Raw genomic sequence first — 21,188 nt, 5'->3', positions numbered from 1 at the left:
AGTCATCCCCGACTCCCACGACACGACGCCGGACACGACGCCGGGCAGGCCGCGCCTGCTCACGGTCGGACCCTACGAGCGCGACAACTTCGGCGACCTGCTCTTCCTCGTCGTCACCGAGAAGTACCTGCCCGACTTCGACGTGGTCGCCGGCGCGCCCTTCGCCAGCGACATGACCGAGCTGCTCGACCACGAGATCGTCGCCTACGGCGACTACCTCGCCGAGCACGACGTCGACGCGATCTGGAGCGTCGGCGGCCAGATCGGCAGCGTCACCATGCAGTCGGCCTTCCGGATGTCGCACACCCCCGAGCAGGTCGCGGCCCTGAAGCAGGCGCCCCTGGAGGACCGTCGCCGCAAGCTGCGCAGCTCCTACCACGACGCCCCGCTCGGACTGGCCTACCTGCCGACGCCGGGCGCCTTCCCGCGCAACGCCGGCGCCGTCACGGTGGCCAACTCGGTGGGTCTCTCCGGCACCGAGAAGATCGCTCCCCACCTGCGCGAGGAGGTCGTCGACGTGCTCCGGGCCACCGACGTGGTCTCGGTGCGCGACCCACGCTCCAGCAACGCGATGCAGCGACTGCACGTGGAGCACCGGCTGGTGCCCGACGTCGTGCACGCGCTGGCCGCGCTCTTCCCGGCCGAGGAGGTGCGCACCTCCGGCACCGCCGTGGTGCAGATCTCCGACAGCCAGCTGCGTCTCTACGGCGAGGACGCCGTGGTGCACGCCCTGGCCACCAGCGAGGCGCTGGCCCCGATGCCGCTGCAGTTCGTCGCGGCCGGGGTCGCCAACGGCCACGACTCCATCGAGACCCTCGAGCGCCTGGCCGCGAGGGTGCAGGAGGTCACGCCGGGCCGTGAGGTGATGGTCGACACCCAGCGCCGGCCGATGGACATCGTCGACGTCGTGCGCCGCTCGCAGGTCGTCATCAGCACCTCGCTGCACATGCGCATCGTGGCGGCGTCGTACGGCGTGCCCCGGGTGACGCTGGAGCGCTACAAGCCGGCGCACTACGCCCGCCACTGGGACCCGCTGATGCCCTCCAACGTCCTGGTCCCCGACCTCGACGCCGCGGTGGCCACCGCCTTGGCCGACGCCGACCGCGCCGACGTCCGCGAGTCGGCTGAGCGCCTCACGCGGCTGGCCGACGACAACGCCCGCGACATCGCCGACCGGGTGCGTGAGCTGGTGCGCTCCGACCCGGGTGAGCGGGCCAAGGTGGCCCAGGCCCGCATCACGGCCTACGAGCGGCTGGTCGCCCGCCGCGCCGAGGAGGACGAGCACACCCTCGCCCTGGAGCGGGCGCTGCGCCGCACCCGGCGCGAGCTCGAGGAGGCGCGTGCGGCGAGGCAGGACCCCGCCCCGGCGCCGACGTGGCGGCGTACGGCGGGCCGCGTGCGGCGTCGGCTGGGCGGGGCCGTCGGCTCCGCGCGGCCGCAGGGCGACAAGTAGCCTGGGGGTCATGACCGCGATCAGCCTGGGCATGCCGGCGGCCCCTCCGCCCGTGCTCGCCCCCCGCCGCCAGACCCGTCAGATCCAGGTGGGCAAGGTGGGGGTCGGCAGCGACCACCCGGTCTCGGTGCAGTCGATGACGACCACGCTGACCAGCGACGTCAACGCCACGCTCCAGCAGATCGCCGAGCTGACGGCGTCCGGGTGCGACATCGTGCGGGTGGCCTGTCCCTCGCAGGACGACGCCGAGGCGCTGCCCGCCATCGCGACCAAGTCGCAGATCCCGGTGATCGCCGACATCCACTTCCAGCCGAAGTACGTCTTCGCGGCGATCGAGGCCGGGTGCGCCGCCGTGCGCGTCAACCCGGGCAACATCCGCAAGTTCGACGACCAGGTCAAGGAGATCGCGCAGGCCGCCAAGGACCACGGCACCTCGATCCGGATCGGCGTCAACGCGGGCTCGCTCGACAAGCGGATCATGGACAAGTACGGCAAGGCCACGCCCGAGGCGCTGGTCGAGTCGGCGGTCTGGGAGGCCTCCCTCTTCGAGGAGCACGACTTCCACGACTTCAAGATCTCGGTCAAGCACAACGACCCCGTGGTGATGGTGCGCGCCTACGAGCTGCTCGCGGAGGCCGGTGACTGGCCGCTGCACCTCGGCGTCACCGAGGCCGGCCCCGCCTTCCAGGGCACCATCAAGAGCTCGGTCGCCTTCGGTGCGCTGCTCTCCAAGGGCATCGGCGACACGATCCGGGTCTCGCTCTCGGCGCCGCCGGTCGAGGAGGTCAAGGTCGGGCTGCAGATCCTGGAGTCGCTCAACCTGCGGCCGCGACGCCTCGAGATCGTCTCCTGCCCCTCCTGCGGCCGCGCCCAGGTCGACGTCTACAAGCTCGCCGACGAGGTCACCGCCGGCCTCGACGGCCTCGAGGTCCCGCTCCGGGTGGCCGTCATGGGCTGCGTCGTCAACGGTCCCGGCGAGGCCCGCGAGGCCGACCTCGGCGTCGCCAGCGGCAACGGCAAGGGCCAGATCTTCGTCAAGGGTGAGGTCATCAAGACCGTCCCCGAGAGCCAGATCGTCGAGACCCTCATCGAGGAGGCCATGCGCATCGCCGAGGACATGGAGGCCTCCGACGGCGCCTCCGCCGAGGTCACCGTCGGCTGATCGTCGCGTGGTGCTGGATTCACAAGTTGACTTGGGAAACCAGCACTGACCCACTGAAGCTTCCGTGGGAGAGCGTCAGTTTCACCAGTCAACTTGTGAAACCTGAGGCTCCTGGGACGACTACCAGGTCGTGTAGAAGAGGTGCTGGACGACGAGCGCGGTCGCGAGCTGCAGGCCGAGGCCCCAGCGGCGCCAGCCGGCGGGCAGCAGCGCGCAGGAGACGAGCAGCCACGGCATGAAGGGCAGCCAGATGCGCTCGACCTCGGCCTTGCTCATCTCCGACCAGCTGGCCAGCGCCACGCAGCCGACCGCCGCGACCACGAGCAGCAGCGCCGTACGACGGGACGAAGCGGTCACTGGGGTCGCGATCTCGGCACTGGCGGGCCGATGTTTCGTCGTGCCGGTGGCAGTTTCACCGGCCGGCCGGTGAAACTGCCGGTCACGGAGCGCCGCGAGCGGGGCGTGGACGAGGCCGGCGGCGAGCAGGGGGCCGGCGGAGATCAGGAGGAGCGCGAGGTTGGCCCAGCGCCAGTAGTCGATGGGACGGTCCTTGGCGATGCCCTCGTAGTAGCGGTCGACCAGGTGGGGATAGACCTCCCACCAGGTCCAACCCGCCGCCGCGAAGCCCAGCACGACGAGCAGGGCGGTGAGCGCCGAGACCGGGAGGGGCAGCCACGAGCGCGCCGCGACCAGCACGGCGAGGGCCACGAGCCCCATCAGCGGCATCCCCCAGCTGAGCATCACGAGGGTGCCGAGCACGAGCCCCGCCAGGGCCGACCACGCCAGCGCCGTACGCCGCGTGGCCGCGGTCGCGCCGAGGGCGAGGCAGGCCAGCCCCCAGGCGGCGGTGGCGGCGATCACGGCGTCGAAGGAGACGGCCATGAAGACCGCGCTCGGTGCGAGCACCAGGAAGGGCGCGGCCCGTCGGGCGACCTCCTCGGCGCCGAGCGCTCGCAGCGTCACCATCACGCCCAGGGCCGTGGTGGCCGCGAGCAGCGTGACCACGACGCCGGCGGCGAGGTCGCCGCCCAGGCCGACGCGGTCGAGACCGACGAAGAAGAGCAGCGCCGCCGGCGGGTGGCCGGCGACGTGGGTGACGAAGGCGTCGGGGGAGTCCATCGGCATCCGCTCGACCCAGCCCCGGAGCAGGGCGCCGACGTCGGTGACCGACCGGGCGGTCTCCAGGTACTCCCAGGGGTTGCCCAGCTGCCGCGAGAGCCCCGACTCGCCGTCGACCAGGGCGAGGGCGAGCATCCAGCCCAGCCCCGCGGCGTACGACGCGAGCAGCAGCCGGCGCCAGGGCAGCCGCTCGGCGAGCGCGGCGGCGTACCTCCAGGAGAGCAGCGCGATCAGCAGCGCGGGCAGCGTGCCGGGGCCGAACCAGGTCGGCTGCCACAGCCCGTGCAGCGGCGGGACGGCGTCGTCGTTGGCGTTGCGCGGGGCGCGGGAGTAGACCTCGGTGCCCGAGGCGTCGGGCCACCAGAAGGCCCACCAGACGAGTGCCGCACCGCCCAGGAGCCCGAGCCACGCGGCGGCGTGGCGGAGGGCGGGGGAGCGCACGGGGCGAGCATGTCAGGTGGTTGGTGGCCGCGGCCGACCGGTCGACCCCCTGGTCACTCGGTCGCGGCGACCGCGCGGTCGAGCAGCCTCGCGGCCGCGGCGGCGTCGCGGTAGGCCTCGCTCTCGCCCGAGACCACGCGCAGGTCGGCGACGGCCTGCTCGCGCGCCTCGGCGTCGCCCAGCTCGACCACGCCGGCCTGCTGCCAGGCCGCTGACTGCTCGCCGGTGGCCTGCGGGGCCAGCCGGCGCAGGTCGGTGAGGGCGGTGCGCACCTGGCGCGCCGACGGCGCGGCCCGGCCCTCTCGACCCGAGGGCCGGGCGTACGCCGCCAGCGCGGCGCCGCGCTCGTACCCCGCGAGGCGCCGCTCCATGTCGTAGCGCTGCAGCGACTCGCCGAAGTCGGTGAGCTGCCGGACCGTCCGCTGCGCGGCGGGCAGCCGCTCCTCGCAGTCGGCGGCGGAGGCGGAGCCGGCGTAGTAGTCGACCTCGGCGGCGAGGGTCACCCAGCGCGAAGGCAGCATCGAGGGCGTCGCGGCGTCCTCGCCACCGTCGGGCCGGGCCTCCTGCAGTGCCTCCCCGAAGTCGCGCCAGTCGTCGCGACAGGCGACCGCGGCGTCGCTGGCGCCCTCCTGCTCGCCGCCGCCGTCGCCGGGCTCGTCGTCGGAGCCGCCGCAGCCGGCGAGGACGAGCAGCGCGGCGGCCAGCGGCACGACGAGCGAGGGGCGCATGGGGTCACCGTAGAGGCTGGCGAGGTGGCGCGGACCGGCTTCGGGCAGACCGCGCGCCGCCGTCGGTCACGCGCCCGCGGGCCCGCCGTGGCTTGTCGTAGGCTCGCGGCGTGATGCGGACCGGGACCAGTGTGCGCGTCCTCGGCCCGACCGACGTCGCGGCGGCGCTGCAGGTGGTCGGCCGCGACCCGGTGGTCAACGTCTTCGCCGACTACCGGACCCGGCTCACCCAGCTCGACCCCCGCTGGCTGGGCGGGGAGATGTGGGGCTACCAGCGCGGCGAGGAGCTGGTCTCGCTGTGCCACGTCGGGGCCAACCTGGTGCCGGTCGGCGCCGACGACGAGGCCTGCGACGCCTTCGCCGAGCGCGCTGCTGGTGCCACCGGCCGCAGCTCCACGATCGTGGGCCCCCGCAGCCGCGTCGAGCGCCTGTGGGCGGGCCTCGCCGACCACTGGCCCACGCCGCGCGAGGAGCGCTGGGACCAGCCCCACCTGGAGTGCCGCGAGGTGCCGGCGGTCGCCGCCGACCCCGCGGTGCGGCGTACGACGCGCGAGCAGAGCCAGGTACTCTACCCCGCGTGCGTGGCGATGTACACCGAGGAGGTCGGGGTCAGCCCCGAGGTCGACGGCGGCCGCGACCTCTACCGCGCCCGCGTCAACCAGCTCATCGGCCGCGGCTGGTCCTTCTCCCGCATCGAGGACGGCCGGGTGCTCTTCAAGGCCGAGGTGGCGTGCGCCAGCCCCGCCGCCTGCCAGGTGCAGGGCGTCTACGTCGACCCCGAGCTGCGCGGCCAGGGGCTCGCCACGGCCGGCATGGCCGCGGTCGTGGCGATCTGCCTGCGCGAGATCGCCCCCGTGGTCTCGCTCTACGTCAACGCCCACAACACCGCGGCCCGCGCGGCGTACGCCCGGGCCGGCTTCACCCAGACCGACACCTTCTCCACGATCATGCTCTGATCACGAGACCCGGTAAGACGGACGACCCCGGCGGGGACGGCTCGCAGCCGGATACCCGGTGGGGAGGTGGGCGGGGGCCCCGTACCCTGACGCCCGTGATCTTGAGGATGTCGACGCTGTTCGTGCGCACGCTGCGCGAGGACCCCGCGGACGCCGAGGTGCCGAGCCACCGGCTGCTGGTGCGGGCGGGCTACATCCGCCGTGCGGCCCCCGGCATCTACACCTGGCTGCCGCTGGGCCTGCGGGTCTTCGGCAAGGTCGAGGCGATCGTGCGCGAGGAGATGGACGCCATCGGCGCGCAGGAGGTGCGCTTCCCGGCGCTGCTGCCGCGCGAGCCCTACGAGGCGACGGGCCGGTGGACCGACTACGGCGACGGCATCTTCCGCCTCCAGGACCGCAAGGGCGGCGACTACCTGCTCGGCCCCACCCACGAGGAGATGTTCACCCTCCTGGTCAAGGACCTCTACTCCTCCTACAAGGACCTGCCGGTCTGGCTCTACCAGATCCAGACCAAGTACCGCGACGAGGCACGGCCCCGTGCCGGGCTGATCCGCGGGCGCGAGTTCACCATGAAGGACTCCTACTCCTTCGACACCACCGACGCCGGGCTGGAGGCGTCGTACGCCGCCCACCGCGCGGCGTACCACCGGATCTTCGACCGCTTCGGCTTCGACTACGTCGTCGTTCAGGCCACGAGCGGGGCGATGGGCGGCTCGGCGAGCGAGGAGTTCCTGGCGCGCAGCGAGGTGGGCGAGGACACCTACGTGCGGTGCACCTCGTGCGACTACGCCGCCAACGTCGAGGCCGTGCAGGTGCGCCCGCCGTCGCCCGTGCCCTTCGACGACGCCCCCGCGGCCCACGTCGAGGACACCCCCGACACCCCGACCATCCAGACGCTGGTCGACCACTCCAACGCGGCGTACCCCCGCGACGACCGGCCCTGGACCGGCGCGGACACGCTCAAGAACGTGCTCGTCGTGCTCAAGCACGCCGACGGCACCCGCGAGCCGCTGGCCATCGGCCTGCCGGGCGACCGCGAGGTCGACCAGAAGCGCCTCGAGGGCATGCTCGAGCCCACCGAGGTCGAGCCCATGGACGAGGCCGAGCTGGCGCGGCACCCCGCGCTCGTCAAGGGCTACATCGGCCCGGGCGTGCTGGGCACCGAGAGCGCCTCCGGCATCCGCTACCTCGTCGACCCCCGCGTGGTCGAGGGCACCCGCTGGATCACCGGCGCCGACGAGCGCGGACACCACGTCTACGACCTCGTCGCCGGCCGCGACTTCACCCCCGACGGCACCATCGAGGCCGCCGAGGTGCGCGACGGCGACCCCTGCCCACGCTGCGACGGCACGCTGCAGACCGCGCGCGGCATCGAGATGGGTCACGTCTTCCAGCTGGGCCGCAAGTACGCCGAGGCGCTCGACCTCAAGGTCCTCGACGAGCACGGCAAGCTGGTCACCGTCACCATGGGCTCCTACGGCGTCGGGGTCTCCCGCGCCGTGCCGGTGATCGCCGAGGGCAACCACGACAAGCTCGGGCTGGTCTGGCCCCGCGAGGTCGCCCCCGCCGACGTCCACCTCGTCGCCACGGGCAAGGACGCCGCCGTCTTCGAGGCCGCCGCCGCGCTGGCCGAGTCGCTCTCCGCCGAGGGTGTCGAGGTGCTCTACGACGACCGCCCGAAGGTCAGCCCCGGCGTGAAGTTCAAGGACGCCGAGCTGATCGGCGTCCCCACCATCGTCACCGTCGGCCGCGGCCTCGCCGACGGCAACGTCGAGGTCATGGACCGCCGCTCCGGCGAGCGCACCGAGGTCCCCGTCGGCGACGCCGCGGCGTACCTCGTGGGCGTGGTGCGGGGCTGACAGGCACGCAGGTTTCACAAGCTGACTGGTGAAACCAGCACTTCCCCACCGAAGCTTCAGTGGGGAAGTGCCAGGATCACCAGTTGACTTGTGAAACCGCGCGCCTCAGCTCACCAGCTCGTTCACGATCGAGAAGGCCTCGGCGTTGCCGACGAGGGGGCGGCTGGACTCGCCGGAGATGCTGCGGGGGATGTCGCCGGCGACGGTGACGCGGCGCACCTCGCGGCGCTGGGCGTCGAAGTCGGCGACGGCGTAGTGCTGCGTGGCGCGGTTGTCCCACAGCGCCACGTCGCCCTCGCGCCAGTACCAGCGGTAGGTGTTCTCCAGCTTGGTCACCCTGGTCTGCAGCAGCTGGAAGAGCGCGGTCGACTCCGCGGAGTTGAGGCCGACGAACTTGCGCACGAAGTGGCCGAGCAGCAGCGACCGCTCGCCGGTCTCGGGGTGCACGCGGACGACGGGGTGCTCGGTCTCGTAGACCTCGCGGGCGAACTGCGAGCGGCTGAACTGCAGGTTCTCGTCGCTCTTCTCCGCGTCGCTCTCGGTCTGCTGGGCGTAGTCGTAGTCGTTGCTGTGCACCGCCCACAGGCCGTCGACCAGCGCGCGCAGCGGCGCCGGCAGGTGGTCGTACGCCGCGACGGTGTTGGCCCACACCGTGCTGCCGCCGTACGCCGGGATGACGACGCCGCGCAGGATGCTCAGCGCCGGCACGCGGTCGACGAAGGTGACGTCGGTGTGCCAGGAGTTGGCGGCCATGCCGCGGGTCGCGTTGAGCGAGAGCACCTTGGCGCTGCCGGTGTTGACCGTCGGGTGCGCGGTGGTCGTGGTGCCGAGCTGATCGGCGAAGGCGACCTGGCCGTCGTCGTCGAGCTGGTGCTGGTCGCGGAAGAAGACGACCTTGTGCTCGAGCAGGGCGGCACGGACGGCCGCGAGCTGGTCGGCCGGCAGGTCAGGGCCGAGCGTGACGCCGTCGATCTGGGCGCCGATGCGCCCGCCGAGCCGGGTGACGCGCACGCCGCTGCTGTGGTCGAGCCGGGCGGCGGTGTCGAGGGTGGAGGTCATGAGGGGTTTCCTTCCGGTGGGTCGCGCGGTGGTCAGTGGACGGTGAGGACGGAGGCGAGCTCCTGCTCCGGCGTGGGGCGCACGGCGTCGTCGCCGGAGCGGAGGGTGACGTGGTGGAGCACGCCGGTGAAGGCGTTGCCGTCGCCGCGGGGGTACTCCGGGCTGACGGCGCGGCCGCGGTCGCGGCCGACGTCGAGGCCCTCGACGATGGAGAAGCTGAAGGGCGCGGTGCGCTCGAGCCGTGAGGTCGCGACGGTCGCGCCGTCGACGAACAGCTCGAGGTGGCCGCCGCGGCCGAGCCCGCCGCCGTCGTAGGTGAAGCGGACGCCGACCTCGTGCGGCCCCGCGCCCAGGGGCCCGGGGGAGCGGGTGTGGGTGGTCTCGACGCCGAAGTAGTTGTAGGCGTGCACCAGCCGCCCCCGGGCCACGAAGAGCGCCCAGCCGCCGAACTCGCCGCCCTGCGCGACCAGCACGCCGTCCGCCCCCTCGGCGCCCTCGACGGCCGCGGTGACGGCGTACGAGGTGTTCTTGAGGTTGGGGGCCGCGCGCTCGTGGACGTTGACCGACGAGGTGTCGAGCCGCAGCACGGGCGGTGCCTCCTGCTTGCCGTTGAGCTCGGGGAGCAGCCGCTCCAGGAAGCGGTCGTCGAGGGGGAGCACGTGGTGCCGCTCGGCCTCCACCAGGAAGAGCGCCTGCAGCTGCGCCAGCCGCTCGGGGTGCAGGTGCGCCACGTCGCGGGCCTGCGTCCAGTCGGTCGCGGTGTCGTAGAGCTCCCAGACGTCCTCGTCGAAGTCGGAGAGCTCGACCTGCCCGACGGTCCACGGGGTGCGGTGCTTGGTGACCGCGGTCCACCCCTCGTGGTAGATCCCGCGGTTGCCGTGCATCTCGAAGTACTGCGTGGTGTGGCGCTCGGCGGCGCCGGCGTCGCGCAGCGAGTAGGCGAAGGACGTGCCCTCGATCGGGTCCTGCGGCACGCCGTCGACCGACGTCGGGTGGGGGAGCCCCGCGGCCTCGAGGATCGTGGGGGCCACGTCGATCACGTGGTGCCACTGGTGCCGCAGCTCGCCGCGTCCGGTGGTGCCGGCCGGCCAGTGCACGACCAGGCCGTTGCGGGTGCCGCCGTAGTGCGAGGCGACCTGCTTGGCCCACTGGTAGGGCGTGTCCATCGCCAGCGCCCAGCCCACGTTGTAGTGCGGGTAGGTCGTCGGGCTGCCGATGTCGTCGAGCTGCTCGAGGATCCGCGCCGTCGTGTCGGGGAGGCCGTTGAGCCGCAGCGTCTCGTTGAGCGTGCCCTCCAGGCCGCCCTCGCAGGAGGCGCCGTTGTCGCCGAGCACGTAGAGCACGAGCGTGTTGTCGAGCTCGCCGAGCTGGCGCAGCTGCTCGACCAGTCGCCCGACCTGGGCGTCGGTGTGCTCGGCGAAGGCGGCGTACACCTCCATCAGCCGCTCGGCCACGCGCCGGTCGTCGTCGTCGAGCTCGTCCCAGTGCGGCGCGCCGGGGGCCCACGGGGCCAGCTCGGCGTCCTCGGGCACGATCCCGAGCTGCTGCTGCCGGGCGAGCGTGCGCTCGCGCTGCTCGTCCCAGCCGTGGGAGAACTCGCCGCGGTAGCGGTCGCGCCACGCCTCCGGCACGTGGAAGGGCGCGTGGGTCGCCCCGAAGGGCAGGTAGCAGAACCACGGCTTCGCGGGGTCGTGCCGGCGGACGCCGCGGATCCACTCGGCCGCCTTGTCGACGACGTCCTCGGAGAAGTGGTAGCCCTCCTCCGGCGTCGCGGGCGGGTCGACGTACGTCGTGCCGTCGACGAGGTTGGGCACGAACTGGTCGGTCTCGCCGCCGAGGAAGCCGTAGAACCGGTCGAAGCCCTCCTGCGTCGGCCAGTGGGTGAAGGGGCCGGCGGGCGTCAGCTCGGCGTTGGGCGTCTGGTGCATCTTGCCGAAGGCGCCGGTGGCGTAGCCGTTGAGGCTCAGCGTGCGCGCCAGGGTCGCCTTGCTGGGGCTGCGCATGGCGTCGTAGCCGGGGGCGTCGACGGCGAGGTTGGTGACCGTGCCCATGCCGACGCTGTGGTGGTTGCGGCCCGTGAGCAGCGCGCTGCGGGTGGGCGAGCACAGCGCGGTGGTGTGGAAGCGCGTGTAGCGCAGCCCGTCGGCCGCGAGCTGCTCCGCAACCGGCATCCGGCACGGACCCCCGAAGGCCGAGGACGCCCCGAACCCCATGTCGTCGAGCAGCACGACCAGCACGTTGGGGGCGCCGGCAGGTGCGGTGACGGGGGTGGCGCTGGCGGTCAGGTCGTGGCGTGAGGTCACGCGGGACTCCTCGGGGTCTCCGGGTGGGCGGGGGAGGTCAGCCAGCGTGGGGACCGTGGCGTCGCGGCGGCAACCGTTTCGACCACGGTGACGACATCGCCGTCCACGATGTGGCGCTACGACGGAGGCGGCGGGCGAGGGCCTAGTCTTCGGCTAAGTCGATTGACTTTATCGAGATTGGACGCCGCCGTGATGATCGTGCTGCCGCTGGGCCGCTTCGGCTCGCCGCACAGCCGTGTGCTGACGCAGGTCCGCCGCACGGGGCCGACCACGCGCGAGGAGCTGGCGCGGCTGACCGGGCTCAGCGCCTCGACGGTGGCGCGCACCCTGGGCGCGCTGGTCGACGCGGGCCTCCTGGTGGAGCGTCCCGACCTCCTGCACGAGCGGGTGCCGGGTCGTCCGAGCATCCCCGTGGCCGTCGACACCCGCTCGCACGTGACCCTCGGCATCCACGTCGGTCGCCGGCTGACCACGCTGGCGCTGGGCGACCTCGGTGGGCGCGTGCTGCGCCGCACGACGGTGACGACCCCGGACGACGCCCACGAGCTGGCCGTCACGGCCAACCGGGCGCTCACCGCGCTCCTGGCGGAGGAGCCGGAGCGGGTGGTCGTCGGTGCCGGCCTGGTCGGGCCGTGGGGCGACCTGTCGCACGGCGAGGAGCACCTCGCGAGGCTGCTGGAGAACGCGCTGGGGCTCGAGGTCAGCTCCTGGGAGATGATCCCGGCCCTCGCGGCGGCGGAGTACCTCGCCCGCGACGACGAGCTCCCGGGCTCGACCCTCTACCTCTACGCCCGCGACACGGTCGGCTACGTGATGGCCAACCAGGTGCAGGCCGGGATGGAGATCTCACGCGTCGGGCGCCTCGGCCACTTCCCCGCGAGGTCCGCCGACGGCCCCCGGCCCCCGTGCCGCTGCGGACGCAGCGGGTGCCTGGAGACCGTCGTCAGCAGCGACTCGGTGGTGCGCGCCGCGCGTGCCGAGGGGCTGCCGGTGGAGGCGGGCGTGCGCGACGTGACCCGGGCCGCCGTGCTCGGCGACGACCGCGCCCACCGCCTGCTCGCGGCCCGGGGGGAGGCCCTGGGTGAGGTGGTCGCCGTCGTCGCCGACATGGTCCACCCCGACCGGGTCGTGCTCTGCGGCCAGGCCTTCACCGACTACCCGCCCGCGCTCGACGCCGTACGTCGCTCCTTCCTCCACCACACGGCGACCTCCGCCCGCCTCCCGCTCTCGACCACCCGTGTGGTCGGCGACGTGCAGGCGGTCGCCGCCTGCGACGTCGCGCTCCGCACCGTCTACGACGACCCGCTCGCCACCGCTGCCGAGCTCGACCTGCCCGCTCTGCCCACCCCACCCCACAGAAGGTCCCGATGAGCCCTCGTCCCTCCCTGTCCCGTCGCCGCCGGCCCGCGCTCGCGCTGGCTGCCGCCGTCACCGCCCTCGGCCTGCTCACCGCCTGCTCCTCCGCCGTCGGCGACGGCGGCTCCGGTGGGTCCGGCGAGCCCCAGTCGGGCGGCGTCCTCAAGGTCGGCACCGTGACCGACCTCGTGCCGGCCGCGATCTTCACCAACTCCAACGACACCATCAACCTCGTCATCGGCCAGGTCTTCGACTCCCTCGTCGACTACCCGATCGACAGCCTCGAGGCCGAGCCGAGCCTGGCGGAGAGCTGGGAGCTGGCCGAGGACGGCACCTCGATCACCTTGCAGCTGCGGGACGACGTGACCTTCCACTCCGGGCGCCCCTTCACCTCCGAGGACGTGGAGTTCAGCATCCGGCAGTGGGCCGACCCGAAGTGGACGGTCCAGTTCCAGCGCACCGCCGCCGCGATCACGGAGTTCGACACCTCCGAGGAGCACAGCATCACGCTGGGCTTCGACCACCCGATGAACAACGTGCTCGACCTGCTCGACATCCTGCCGATCATCGACTCCGAGACGATCGACCAGCTCGAGAAGGGCGAGGCCTACGTCGGCACCGGGCCCTTCACCTTCGAGTCGTGGACGCCGCAGTCCAAGCTCGTCCTCGACCGCAACGACGACTACTGGGGCGACACGCCCCGGCTCGACGGCGTCGAGATCGACATCGTGCCCGACGCGCAGTCGCTGGTCTCCCAGCTCCGCAGCGGCCAGCTCGACCTGGCCCAGGGCGCCTCCAACCGCGACATCGAGTCGCTGGCCGGGACCGGCGACTTCGACCAGATCACCTTCGAGGGCTCCGAGCGGCAGACCTACGTCGGCACCAACGTGGAGAACCCCGCGCTGTCCGACCCCGACGTCCGCCGCGCCATCGCGCTCTCGGTCGACCGGGACCGCGTCGTCGAGGAGGTCTACCGCGGCGTCGGCTACCCGATCGCGCTGCCGTGGCCGGAGTACTCCCCGGCGTACGACCCCGAGGCCAACGAGTCCCTCCAGCAGGACCTCGACGAGGCCCGGTCGCTGCTCGAGGGCAAGGACCTCCCGCCGCTGCCGCTGGAGTACTCCACCGCCAACCCCAACAACGAGGCCATCGCGCAGATCGTGCAGGCGGACCTCAAGCAGGTGGGTCTCGACGTCGAGCTGGTGCCCAACGAGCAGGCACAGCAGATCGAGAAGCTGATCGGCGGCTCCTTCGAGGCGCTGTGGATCCTCGACCACGCCTACGCGCAGTACACCCCGTCGTCGCTGGCGGTCTCGGCCTACCCCTTCAACGCGGCCAAGAACACCTCCAACTTCCTCGACGACCAGTACGCCGCGCACGCCGACGCGGCGTGGAAGCAGCCCGACCCGGCCGGCCCGGAGGCCGAGGCGGCCTACGCCGACCTCAACGCCGACCTGCTCGACAACCTCTTCCTGATCGAGCTGAGCACCACCTTCATGCAGGCCGTCTCGAAGGCCGACTTGGAGGGCGTCAGCTGGACCAAGCGCAGCGAGCTCACCTTCGGTGAGACCTGGCTGGACCGGTGAGGCCGGCATGACCCGCTACGTGCTGCGGCGGCTGCCGTCGGCGGTGCTGGTCGTGCTGGCGGCGTCGGTGGTGATCTTCTCGGTGATCCGGCTGGTGCCGGGCGACCCGGTGGCCACGCTCGCCGGCCCCGACGCCACGCCGGAGGCACGGGACGCGATCCGTGCCGAGCTCGGGCTCGACGAGCCCGTGGTCGTGCAGTACCTGCAGTGGCTGGCTGCGATGGTGCGGCTCGACCCCGGCCAGTCCTACCTCGTGGGCGGCGACATCAGCCGGCTCGTGCGGGAGGGACTGGTCAACACCCTGGTGCTGGCGGGCGGCGCGCTGCTGCTGGCCGTCGTGCTGACCCTGGTGGCGGCGGTGGGCGGGGTCCTCGCCCACCGCCGTGGGGTGGACACCCTGCTCAACGGCGTCAACACCGCAGCCGTGGCCCTGCCCACCTTCGTCACCGGGCCGCTGCTGGTGCTGCTCTTCGCGGTGCTGCTGCCGGTGCTGCCGGCGGGCGGCACCCCACCCGAGGGCTTCTGGGCGCGGCCCGACATCAGCGTGCAGTTCCTGCTGATGCCGGCGCTGTGCCTGGCGCTGCCCGCCGCCGCCGCGCTGACCCGCTTCCTCTCCGAGGCGTTACGCACCGAGCTGGAGCAGCCGTACGCCACCACGGCCCGCGCGCTCGGGGTCGGCCGGCGGCGGCTGGTGCTCACCCAGGCGCTGCCCAACGCGCTGCCCGCGGCGGTGACCGTGCTCGGCGTCCAGGTCGGGACCCTGCTCGGCGGGGCGGTCCTGGTCGAGGCGATCTTCGCCTGGCCCGGGCTCGGGATGCTGGCCGAGCAGGCGATCTCCTCGCGCGACTACCCGCTCGTGCAGACGCTGCTGCTGCTCTCGGTCGCCGTCTTCGTCGCGACCCAGCTGCTCACCGACGTCGTGCAGGCGCTGCTCGACCCGCGGATCCGGCTGGGGGCCTCGTGAGCACCGCCGCCGTCACCGAGGTCGCACCCGCCGAGGGCGTGCGTGCCCGGCGGCTGCGCTGGGGGGCGCTGGCGCACGGTCAGGGCCTCGTCGGCGTGGTCATGGTGGCGCTGGTGGTCGTGGCCGGCCTGCTGGCTCCCGTGCTGGCGCCCTACGACCCCACCCAGCAGATCCCCGGCGCCAACCTGGCACCGCCGAGCGCTGCCCACTGGCTCGGCACCGACGAGGTCAACCGCGACATCCTCTCCCGGGTGCTGCACGGCATCCGGATCGACCTCGTCGTGGTCTTCCTCGCCGTGCCCGTCGGCGCCGCGCTCGGCGTCGCCCTCGGGCTGCTGTCGCCGCTGCACGCCTGGGCCGACGTGGCCACGCAGCGGCTGCTCGACGTGCTGCTCGCCTTCCCGGTGCTGATCCTCGCGATCACCGCCACCGCGGCGATGGGCCCCGGCCTGCGCACCATCGCGGTGGTCATCGTGCTCGCCGAGCTGCCGATCTTCGGTCGGCTGGCCCGCACCTCGGTGCTCAAGGTTCGGGCGCTGCCCTACGTCGAGTCGGCCCGTGTCATGGGCGCCGGCGAGACGTGGCTGCTGCGCAAGCACGTGCTGCCCAACTCGCTGGAGCCGCTGACGGTGCAGCTCGCCGTGTCGATGTCGGTCGCGGTCTTCATCGAGGGCGCGATGAGCTTCCTCGGCCTCGGCGTGCGCCCGCCCGACCCCTCGCTCGGGTCGCTGATCAAGGACGGCATCCGCAACGTGTGGGAGGCCCCCTTCTTCGTCGTCGGACCCCTCGTGGTGGTCAGCATGCTCGTGCTCGGCTTCCTGCTGGTCGCCCAGGCCATCTCTGCCCAGCGTCGCCGCTGAGGCCCACCCTCCCGCCCAGGAGCTCCCATGACCGTTCCCCACCTGCACCGCGCCGACCAGACGGCGGCCCCACCGCTGCTGCGGGTGCGCGACCTGCGCATCGACTTCGCCCACCCGCGACCGGCCGTGGAGGGGATCGACGTGACCGTCGGCCGCGGCGAGATCGTGGCCCTGGTGGGGGAGTCGGGCTCCGGGAAGTCGATGACGGCGCGCGCGGTCATCGGGCTGCTGCCGCGCGGTGCCGTCGCCACCGGCTCGATCGAGCTGGAGGGCCGCGAGGTGCTCGGCGCCTCCGAGGAGGACCTGCGCCGGCTGCGCGGGGCCGGCGTGGCGATGGTCTTCCAGGAGCCGCAGACCGCCCCCAACCCGGTGCGCACCGTCGGCTGGCAGCTGCGCGAGGCCCTGCGTGCGCACGGTGCGGTGTCGCGGGCGGAGGCGCGCGAGCGCGCGGTGGCGCTGCTGCGTCAGGTGGAGATCCCCGATCCCGAGACGCGCGTGGACCACTACCCGCACCAGCTCTCCGGCGGTCAGAAGCAGCGGGTCGTGCTGGCGCTGGCCCTGGCCAACGAGCCCAGCCTGCTCCTCGCCGACGAGCCGACGACCGCGCTCGACGTCACCGTGCAGGCCGAGATCCTGGCCCTCCTCGGACGGCTGCGCGACGAGACCGGCGCCGGCGTGCTGCTCATCACCCACAACATGGGGGTGGTCGCGCGACTCGCCCAGCGCGTCGTCGTGCTGCGCGAGGGCCGGGTCGTGGAGGAGGCGCCGGTGCGCCGCCTCTTCGCCGAGCCCGAGCACCCCTACACCCGGCAGCTGCTGGGTGCGGTGCCGCGACTGCCCTCGGGCTCGGAGCCGCCGACGCTCGCGCCACCGCCGGAGGCGGGCGCCTCGGCCGCGGCGCTGCGCCTCGACGACGTACGCGTCGTCTACCCCGCGCGTCGCGGGCAGGCCGCCTTCACCGCGGTCGACGGCGTCACCTTCGAGGTGCGCCGCGGCGAGGTGGTCGGGCTGGTCGGGGAGTCCGGCTCGGGCAAGACCACCCTGGGTCGCGCGGCCGCCGGGCTGCTCCCCGCCGCGGCCGGCACGGTGCATGTCGGCGGCGCCGACCTGGCGACCCTCTCGGCGCGGGCGCTGCGCGGCGTACGCCGGGGGCTCGCGCTGGTGCCGCAGGACCCTGCCGCCTCGCTCGACCCTCGCTTCACCGTGGCGCGGAGCATCGCCGAGCCGCTGGACGTGCACCGGGTGGGCGACGCGGCCTCGCGGGCCGCCCGCGTGAGCGAGCTGCTCGACGCGGTGCGCCTCGACCCGGGGCTGGCCCAGCGCCGACCCCACCAGCTCTCCGGCGGCCAGCGCCAGCGGGTCGCGCTGGCCCGGGGCCTGGCCCTCGACCCGACCCTGCTCATCGCCGACGAGCCGACCAGCGCGCTCGACGTCTCCATCCAGGCCGAGGTGCTCGAGCTCTTCACCCGGCTCCAGCGCGAGCTCGGCTTCGCGTGCCTCTTCGTCAGCCACGACTTGGCAGTCGTGCACCAGGTGTCGGATCGTGTGGTGGTGCTGAGAGAAGGACTGGTCGTCGAGCAGGGCCCCGCCGAGCGCGTCTTCGGCGCGCCCGAGCACGACTACACCCGCCGCCTGGTCGCGGCGGTGCCCGAGCCCGTGCCCGCGGAGGAGGCGCAGGCGCGCCGGGTCTCGTGAGCGCCTGCTGCAGCGGATCGGTGGGGGGCTCGGGGCTCCACGCGGTCGGTGCCGCCACCTCGGGTGCCGTGCGGGGGCGCGAGGCCATGGTGCTGGTGCTGGGCGGCACCTTCGCGATGGGCGACCACCACGGCGACGGCGACCCGGGCGACGGCGAGACCCCGGTGCACGAGGTCGAGCTGCCGGACCTGCTCGTCGACCCGGCGACCGTGACCAACGCCGACTTCGCCGCGTTCGTCGACGCCACGGGTCACCTCACCGACGCCGAGGACCTCGGCGTGGGCGCGGTCTTCCACCTCGCGGTCGACCCGGGCAGCCCGCACGTGCGCCACCGGCTGGCCGACGCCCCCTGGTGGGTGGCGGTCGACGGCGCCGACTGGCGCCACCCCGAGGGGCCGGACAGCTCGGTCGAGACCCGTGGCAGCCACCCGGTCGTGCACGTCTCGTGGCGCGACGCGACGGCGTACGCCGCGTGGGCCGGCAAGCGTCTGCCCACCGAGGCCGAGTGGGAGCACGCCGCGCGTGGCGGGCTCGCGGGGGCGCGCTACCCGTGGGGCGACGAGCGCACCCCCAAGGGGCGATGGCGCTGCAACATCTTCCAGGGCGACTTCCCGCACACCAACACCTTCGACGACGGCTGGCTCACCACGGCGCCCGCGACGGCGTACGCCCCCAACGGGCACGGCCTCTTCAACACCGTCGGCAACGTCTGGGAGTGGTGCGCCGACTGGTTCGACCCGACGTACTACGCCCGCTCGCCGCGGGTCGCGCCGACCGGCCCGGACACCGGCACCCACCGGGTGATGCGGGGCGGGTCGTACCTGTGCCACGACTCCTACTGCCGCCGCTACCGCGTCGCCGCCCGCACCGGCAACACCCCCGACTCCGCCTCGGCCAACCTCGGCTTCCGCTGCGTCGCCGACGTGTGAGGGCGGGCGGCGCACGGGTCTCGAGACGGTTGCTGCGCAACCTCCTCGACCACCCGGGCGGTCGAGCCTGTCGAGGCCTGGTGGGCGGGCGGTGTGGGGGGTCTCGAGACGGTTGCTGCGCAACCTCCTCGACCACCCGGGCGGTCGAGCTTGTCGAGACTCGGCGAGTGGGCGGCGTGGGGGTCTCGAGACGGTTGCTGCGCAACCTCCTCGACCACCCGGGCGGTCGAGCTTGTCGAGACCCGGCGAGCGGGTGGTCGAGGAAGGCGCGCAGCGCCTGTCTCGAGACCCGGTGACCCAGGCGCCGACCTCAGAGCGCGGCGAGCTCCTCGAGGTCGGCGGGGGTGGGCTGCCAGGCCAGGGCCGCGGCGTTACGTCGCACCTGCGCGCCGCGCGTAGCGCCGGAGATGACGCTGGAGACGCCGGGCTGGGCGGCGAGGCCGGCGATCGCCACGTCGAGGACCTCCAGGTCGCGGGCGGCGGCGTAGGCCTCCAGCGTCTCGATGCGGTCCCAGTCGGCCTCGGCGAGCCACTGCGAGCGCGTGGGGTCGAGGGCGGCGCGGGAGTCGCCGGGGGCCTCCTGGCCACGGCGGTACTTGCCGGTGAGCAGGCCGTACTCCAGCGGGAAGAAGGGCAGCACGCCGAGGCCGAAGCGCTCGCAGGCAGGCACGACCTCGCGCTCCAGCGATCGGTCGAGCAGGGAGTAGCGGTTCTGCGCGGAGACGAAGGGCTCCAGGCCCCGCGTCTCGGCGGTCCAGGCGGCGTCGGCGACCTGCCAGCCGGTGAAGTTGGAGCAGCCGACGTAGCGCACCTTGCCCTCCGCGACCAGCTCGCTCAGCGCGCCCAGGGTCTCGGCGATCGGCGTGACGGCGTCGGGCACGTGCAGCTGGTAGAGGTCGAGGTGGTCGGTGCGGAGCCGCCGCAGGCTGCCCTCGACGGCACGGCGGATGTAGCGGCGCGAGCCGCGGACGCCGTGGTCGGCGCCGTTGGCGCCCTGCATGTCGGCGCCGAACTTCGTGGCGAGCACGAAGTCGTCGCGGCGCCCCTGCAGCGCCTCGCCCATCAGCTCCTCGCTCGCGCCGGGCTCGACGCCGTAGACGTCGGCGGTGTCGAGCAGCGTGACGCCGGTGTCCTGCGCGGCGTCGAGGATCTCGCGGACGCCGTCGAGGTCGACACGGCGGCTGAAGGGTTGCAGCCGATGCCGACGGCACTGACCATCAGTCCGGAGCGGCCGAGGGGGCGGTAGGTCATGTCGGTCACGCGGCCAAGCCTAGGTAGCGGCTCGCGACGCGGCGCGGCGCGGCCTGCCGGTGACGCGAGGCGTCTCGCTCACGGACGTCCGGTCCGCGAGCGTCACGCGGACGAAACACACGACTGGTGGGGTGAGCCGGTCCACCCCACCAGCTCGGAGGTCCTGTCATGCACCCCTCACCGTCCACCCCTCTCGCCGCCGCCCTCCTCGGACGCCGCTCGCTCCTCGGCGCCGCTGCGGTCGGGACGACCCTGGGTGCGGCCGCTGCCCCGGCGTCGGCCTCGCCGCGCGGCCGCGCGCGCTTCGGCCCGGTGCTGCAGCCCGGCGTCGGCCGCACCCGCGGCCGCTACCTGCGGGCGCGTCCGGAGGAGGTGCTGTGGGGCCGGCTGCCCAACCGCACCACCCAGCCGGTCGCGGTGGTGCGCTCCGGTGACGTCGTCACGCTCGACACGATCTCGCACGAGGGCCTGCTCGAGGACCAGGGCCAGGACCCCGTCGGCTTCTTCGAGCAGTACGGCGTGCCGCGCCGCCAGGTGCTCGACGACGCCGTCGCCGTGGCGCGCCGTACGCCGCACGACGGTCCCGGACCGCACGTCGTCACCGGGCCGATCGCGGTGCGCGGCGCCGAGCCGGGCGACGTGCTGCGCATCGAGGTGCTCGACCTGCCGCTGCGCGTGCCCTACGGCGTGATCAGCAACCGGCACGGCAAGGGGGCGCTGCCGGGGGAGTACCCGGAGCAGTTCGTCGCCGACCCGGCCAACGCGGCGTACGTCAACGAGGGCGGCAACATCAGCGTCTTCGCCTCGGTCGAGCGGTCGCGCCGCGGCCTGCGTGGCCGGCTGCCGGGTGACGTGCCGGTCGGCTTCGACCTGCGGCCCTTCATGGGCCTGATGGGCGTGGCCCGCGACACCAGCGCCGTGGTCGACTCGGTGCCGCCCACCGACGCCGGCGGCAACATCGACATCAACGAGCTCGGCCTCGGCTCCACGCTCTACCTGCCGGTGCAGGTGCCGGGGGCGATGTTCTTCGCCGGCGACCCGCACATGGTGCAGGGCGACGGCGAGGTGGCGCTGACCGCGATGGAGGGCTCGCTGCGGCCCACCTTCCGGCTCACCGTGCTCAAGCCCGGCAGCCGCAAGGTCCCGCGCCAGGCCTTCGACCACCCCTTCGCCGAGACCCCCGACTTCTGGGTCCCGATCGGGCTCTCCGACCCCGACGGTCCCGAGGGCGGCGGCAACGAGACCGACCTCGACGTCGCGATGCGCGACGCCGTGCGCCAGGCGCTGGCCTTCCTGACCGAGGAGATCGGGATGGCCGGACCGGTCGCCTACGCCTACCTCTCCGCCGCGACCGACTTCGAGGTCTCGCAGGTGGTCGACCGCACCACCGGGATCCACGCGCTGATCAAGAAGTCCGACTTCGGCCGCTGATCCCTGCTGCTGACCCGGCGCGTGTGCGCACACACG

The 21,188-nt window shown here is 73.5% G+C and carries 16 protein-coding genes; 11 read left to right on the top strand and 5 right to left on the bottom strand.

Annotated elements, in window-relative coordinates; translation table 11 throughout:
* Nucleotides 1–172 precede the first annotated feature (172 nt).
* Nucleotides 173–1,453: a polysaccharide pyruvyl transferase family protein gene (locus IG63_RS0100420; RefSeq protein WP_245604206.1), complete on the top strand. Its 1,281-nt coding sequence runs from the start codon at nt 173–175 to the stop codon at nt 1,451–1,453.
* A gap of 10 nt (nt 1,454–1,463) precedes the next feature.
* Complete coding sequence (ispG, locus tag IG63_RS0100415) at nt 1,464–2,615, top strand: flavodoxin-dependent (E)-4-hydroxy-3-methylbut-2-enyl-diphosphate synthase (RefSeq protein ID WP_030482404.1); 1,152 nt, start codon at nt 1,464–1,466, stop codon at nt 2,613–2,615.
* 120 nt (nt 2,616–2,735) lie between these two features.
* Here ispG and IG63_RS0100410 read toward each other — a convergent pair whose 3' ends face one another.
* Both IG63_RS0100410 and IG63_RS0100405 read right to left on the bottom strand, forming a co-directional pair.
* Nucleotides 2,736–4,175, bottom strand: a complete 1,440-nt coding sequence (locus IG63_RS0100410; protein WP_030482403.1) for a hypothetical protein — start codon at nt 4,173–4,175, stop codon at nt 2,736–2,738.
* 53 nt (nt 4,176–4,228) lie between these two features.
* Nucleotides 4,229–4,903, bottom strand: coding sequence for a hypothetical protein (locus IG63_RS0100405; RefSeq protein WP_030482402.1), 675 nt, complete (start codon nt 4,901–4,903; stop codon nt 4,229–4,231).
* Nucleotides 4,904–5,016: 113 nt separating this feature from the next.
* Between IG63_RS0100405 and IG63_RS0100400 the strand changes: the two genes are divergently transcribed.
* Together IG63_RS0100400 and IG63_RS0100395 are read left to right on the top strand one after the other, a co-directional pair.
* On the top strand, nt 5,017–5,859 hold the full coding sequence (locus IG63_RS0100400) for a GNAT family N-acetyltransferase (RefSeq protein ID WP_030482401.1): 843 nt from the start codon (nt 5,017–5,019) through the stop codon (nt 5,857–5,859).
* Nucleotides 5,860–5,954: 95 nt separating this feature from the next.
* On the top strand, nt 5,955–7,718 hold the full coding sequence (locus IG63_RS0100395) for a proline--tRNA ligase (protein ID WP_030482400.1): 1,764 nt from the start codon (nt 5,955–5,957) through the stop codon (nt 7,716–7,718).
* 105 nt (nt 7,719–7,823) lie between these two features.
* Here the strand turns inward: IG63_RS0100395 and IG63_RS0100390 are convergent, their stop codons facing one another.
* Complete coding sequence (locus IG63_RS0100390) at nt 7,824–8,777, bottom strand: TauD/TfdA dioxygenase family protein (RefSeq protein ID WP_030482399.1); 954 nt, start codon at nt 8,775–8,777, stop codon at nt 7,824–7,826.
* A 32-nt stretch (nt 8,778–8,809) separates the two neighbouring features.
* Nucleotides 8,810–11,080: an arylsulfatase gene (locus tag IG63_RS0100385; RefSeq protein WP_211249153.1), complete on the bottom strand. Its 2,271-nt coding sequence runs from the start codon at nt 11,078–11,080 to the stop codon at nt 8,810–8,812.
* 177 nt (nt 11,081–11,257) lie between these two features.
* Here IG63_RS0100385 and IG63_RS0100380 point away from each other — a divergent pair, with 177 nt between their 5' ends.
* The 6 genes from IG63_RS0100380 to IG63_RS0100355 are packed head-to-tail and all read left to right on the top strand — an operon-like array spanning nt 11,258 to nt 18,470.
* Nucleotides 11,258–12,451 carry an ROK family transcriptional regulator gene (locus tag IG63_RS0100380; protein ID WP_169741737.1) on the top strand — a complete coding sequence of 398 codons (1,194 nt, stop codon included), beginning with the start codon at nt 11,258–11,260 and terminating at the stop codon, nt 12,449–12,451.
* Entirely contained in the window at nt 12,448–14,022 is a 1,575-nt protein-coding gene (locus IG63_RS0100375; protein WP_030482396.1) for an ABC transporter substrate-binding protein, read from the top strand. The genes IG63_RS0100380 and IG63_RS0100375 overlap by 4 nt, the downstream gene beginning before the upstream one ends.
* 7 nt (nt 14,023–14,029) lie before the next feature.
* Nucleotides 14,030–14,986, top strand: a complete 957-nt coding sequence (locus IG63_RS0100370) for an ABC transporter permease (RefSeq protein WP_030482395.1) — start codon at nt 14,030–14,032, stop codon at nt 14,984–14,986.
* A complete protein-coding gene (locus IG63_RS0100365; RefSeq protein ID WP_030482394.1) occupies nt 14,983–15,846 on the top strand; it encodes an ABC transporter permease in 864 nt (287 codons plus the stop codon). Before IG63_RS0100370 ends, IG63_RS0100365 begins: the two co-directional genes overlap by 4 nt.
* Before the next feature lie 27 nt (nt 15,847–15,873).
* A complete protein-coding gene (locus tag IG63_RS0100360) occupies nt 15,874–17,541 on the top strand; it encodes a dipeptide ABC transporter ATP-binding protein (RefSeq protein WP_030482393.1) in 1,668 nt (555 codons plus the stop codon).
* Complete coding sequence (locus IG63_RS0100355) at nt 17,538–18,470, top strand: formylglycine-generating enzyme family protein (RefSeq protein WP_245604205.1); 933 nt, start codon at nt 17,538–17,540, stop codon at nt 18,468–18,470. The genes IG63_RS0100360 and IG63_RS0100355 overlap by 4 nt, the downstream gene beginning before the upstream one ends.
* 310 nt (nt 18,471–18,780) lie before the next feature.
* Here the strand turns inward: IG63_RS0100355 and IG63_RS20260 are convergent, their stop codons facing one another.
* Complete coding sequence (locus tag IG63_RS20260; RefSeq protein WP_245604268.1) at nt 18,781–19,587, bottom strand: aldo/keto reductase; 807 nt, start codon at nt 19,585–19,587, stop codon at nt 18,781–18,783.
* A gap of 302 nt (nt 19,588–19,889) precedes the next feature.
* Here IG63_RS20260 and IG63_RS0100345 point away from each other — a divergent pair, with 302 nt between their 5' ends.
* Nucleotides 19,890–21,152 carry an acetamidase/formamidase family protein gene (locus IG63_RS0100345; protein ID WP_030482391.1) on the top strand — a complete coding sequence of 421 codons (1,263 nt, stop codon included), beginning with the start codon at nt 19,890–19,892 and terminating at the stop codon, nt 21,150–21,152.
* Nucleotides 21,153–21,188: the final 36 nt, after the last annotated feature.

Origin of the sequence: Nocardioides aequoreus, assembly GCF_000720335.1 — a bacterium.
In the GTDB taxonomy this organism is placed as follows: Bacteria; Actinomycetota; Actinomycetes; order Propionibacteriales; family Nocardioidaceae; genus Marmoricola; species Marmoricola aequoreus.
This window is presented reverse-complemented; position numbering and strand designations above follow the sequence as displayed.

What these genes read in the sequence shown, in the direction of transcription:
- IG63_RS0100420 (WP_245604206.1), top strand. Translation starts at nt 173, where the DNA reads ATGACCGAGCTGCTCGACCACGAGATCGTCGCCTACGGCGACTACCTC.
- ispG (WP_030482404.1), top strand. Translation starts at nt 1,464, where the DNA reads ATGACCGCGATCAGCCTGGGCATGCCGGCGGCCCCTCCGCCCGTGCTC.
- IG63_RS0100405 (WP_030482402.1), bottom strand. Translation starts at nt 4,903, where the DNA reads ATGCGCCCCTCGCTCGTCGTGCCGCTGGCCGCCGCGCTGCTCGTCCTC.
- IG63_RS0100400 (WP_030482401.1), top strand. Translation starts at nt 5,017, where the DNA reads ATGCGGACCGGGACCAGTGTGCGCGTCCTCGGCCCGACCGACGTCGCG.
- IG63_RS0100390 (WP_030482399.1), bottom strand. Translation starts at nt 8,777, where the DNA reads ATGACCTCCACCCTCGACACCGCCGCCCGGCTCGACCACAGCAGCGGC.
- IG63_RS0100375 (WP_030482396.1), top strand. Translation starts at nt 12,448, where the DNA reads ATGAGCCCTCGTCCCTCCCTGTCCCGTCGCCGCCGGCCCGCGCTCGCG.
- IG63_RS0100370 (WP_030482395.1), top strand. Translation starts at nt 14,030, where the DNA reads ATGACCCGCTACGTGCTGCGGCGGCTGCCGTCGGCGGTGCTGGTCGTG.
- IG63_RS0100360 (WP_030482393.1), top strand. Translation starts at nt 15,874, where the DNA reads ATGACCGTTCCCCACCTGCACCGCGCCGACCAGACGGCGGCCCCACCG.
- IG63_RS0100345 (WP_030482391.1), top strand. Translation starts at nt 19,890, where the DNA reads ATGCACCCCTCACCGTCCACCCCTCTCGCCGCCGCCCTCCTCGGACGC.